Raw genomic sequence first — 2,468 nt, forward strand, 5'->3', positions numbered from 1 at the left:
CAGCTTCTGCTTTAGCTTCTAATTTAGCTTCTACTGTTTTTTTATCATTATCATCTTCTTCATAAGAAAATGCTATAAAAATTTGTATTTTTAAATGTTTGGAAGGAAATGTGTATGTATGTTTTGTAAAGGAGCGTTAAAATGTTATGAAAAAAGACAAGATTGATTACAAAAGAGAAATAATTGCCGGAATTACAACGTTTTTAAGTATGGCATATATAATAGTTGTTAATCCTTATATACTCTCTCATGCAGGGATGCCTATAGGAGCATTGGTAACAGCTACATGTTTAACGGCTGGATTTGCTACCATTTTTATGGGATTTTATACAAATACTCCTTTAGCATTGGCATCGGGGATGGGTATTAATGCGTTTTTTGCGTTTTCTGTTGTAAAAGGAATGAATATACCTTGGGAAATAGCTTTGGGAGCAGTTTTTATTGAGGGTATTATTTTTGTTGTTTTGTCTCTGTCAGGAATGCGTGAAGAGATTGTAAATGCTATACCAGGGAATTTAAGGTGTGCGATTACTGTTGGTATAGGTTTATTTATTGCATTTATTGGTTTCGTTAATAGTGAGATCATTGTTAGGAATGAGTCTACGTTAATTGGTATTGGTAATTTTATGGATTTACAAGTTTTGATTACATTGTTAGGTTTTGTCTTAATATGTGTTTTTGAGATGAAGGGTGTTAGAGGAAGTATCTTATTGTCAATTTGTATGACCACTTTAATAGCATGGTGTTATGCTCTTTTTGATAGAAATGCTGCTTTAAATATGGGTATTAGGTTGCCAGATGGTTTTTTAAGATATGAATCAGTTGCACCTATATTTAATAAATTGAGTTTTGCATATGTGTTGGGTAAAAATTTTTGGAGTTTTTGTTTTATAGTATTTATTTTATTATTTAATGATTTATTTGATACTATTGGGACTTTGGTAGGAGTTGCGTCAAAGGGTAATTTGGTTGATAGTCAAGGTAAGATACGTAATGCTAATAAAATATTATTAGTTGATGCTGTTGCTACAACTTTTGGAGCTTTGTTAGGAGTATCTCCTGTGACTACTTATATTGAAAGTTCAACAGGCATTGCAGAGGGAGGCAAAACAGGATTTACGTCAGTTGTTACAGGTACTTTATTTATATTATCGGTATTTTTTGCACCTTTGTTTATTGCTGTTCCTACTGGTGCTACATCAGCTGCTTTAATATATGTGGGATTTTTTATGTGTAAGGAAATAAAAAATATTGATTTTTCAGATATGAGAGAAGCTATTCCAAGTTTTTTAATATTATTTTTAATTCCTCTAACTTATAGTATAGCTGTGGGTATAGGAATAGGGATAATTTTTTATGTGATTATAAGTGTGTTATATGGTTTTTTTAGGAAAGAATATGTCAGTGTGTCTCCTATCATAATTGTATTGTCTTGTGTTTTTGTTTTGAAATTATTGCTTTCTAGTTAGGGTTTTAATAATCAAATATAATTGTGAATAGAAATATTGACTACTTAAAAGAATCATATGTAATGAGTCAATTTTGGACGAAAAGTATGAGCTTAAAATTTTTTAGTATTGATTTGTTTGATGATGAAATGTAATAATGGAGTAGTAAAAGGGCAAAGTCAAGTAACAAAGGTATATGGGATAGTGATTGATTTGAATGCGAGTAAGTAAAAAGATAAAAGATGCGGTTTGAATTTGCTGGGAACATGAAGGAATTTCATACTTTAGTTAATTTGGTTGACGAACTGACTAAAGCTATTGGAAGTAAATTCAGAATCAACGATACACTTGGTGCTGTGGTTAGTCAGAATGGCTTATTGCTTGTACTGTACGGAGGATGTTTTCAGGTAATGGTGGATATGAAAGTTAAATTGGACTCTTTTATTAGAGTAAACAGCAGCTAAAAGTTTTAAGTGAAATGAGAGTTAAAGTTTCTGATGTGAAGATCGAAACAGAGGCTTTTTTAAAAAAATAAAAAGACAATTACTTGGTAAAGCGGGTCTAGTGATGATGATGCAAAAAAGAAATCTATAAATCGAGATAATATTGATAAACTAAAGGAGCTGAGAAATTTATAAAACTTAATGAATCAATCTTTGCAATTTCGGAGTTTACAATTTTTGCTAAATTTTAAACTTAGAGATATGAATTTTTTAAATTTGGTTAGTCTTAATTAGAAGGTAAGTAATCAGAAGAATAACTTAGGTTAAGAGCTAATGTTCTTAGCTTTATTTTATTGAAAGATTGTTAATTTAATTATCTCTATTTGTATAGAAATAAGAGGAAGTGTTTTAAATAAATTAAAATCAAAAAAAGAAAGTGAGATAAATAAGAAACAGTGAAAGAAGTATTTAGAGGTATAAATAAGGTATTAGGAATATTGGATGTAATAATTAGAAAAAGCAGTAGCAGATTGACTAGAAAAAGTTACACTATTCTTAGAGTATTTTATTCTTTCCC

At 29.7% G+C, this 2,468-nt stretch carries 2 protein-coding genes; both read left to right on the forward strand.

The genetic code is table 11. The features are described from left to right. Positions 1-146: 146 nt before the first annotated feature. Positions 147-1,469 (forward strand): NCS2 family permease, encoded by a 1,323-nt coding sequence (locus tag BN1173_RS04355; RefSeq protein ID WP_040236892.1) that lies wholly within the window; start codon positions 147-149, stop codon positions 1,467-1,469. A 221-nt stretch (positions 1,470-1,690) separates the two neighbouring features. Continuing rightward, a complete protein-coding gene (locus tag BN1173_RS04875) occupies positions 1,691-1,912 on the forward strand; it encodes a Vsp/OspC family lipoprotein (protein ID WP_040236894.1) in 222 nt (73 codons plus the stop codon). Positions 1,913-2,468 lie beyond the last annotated feature (556 nt).

The organism is Borrelia crocidurae (assembly GCF_000825665.2).
GTDB lineage: Bacteria > Spirochaetota > Spirochaetia > Borreliales > Borreliaceae > Borrelia > Borrelia duttonii.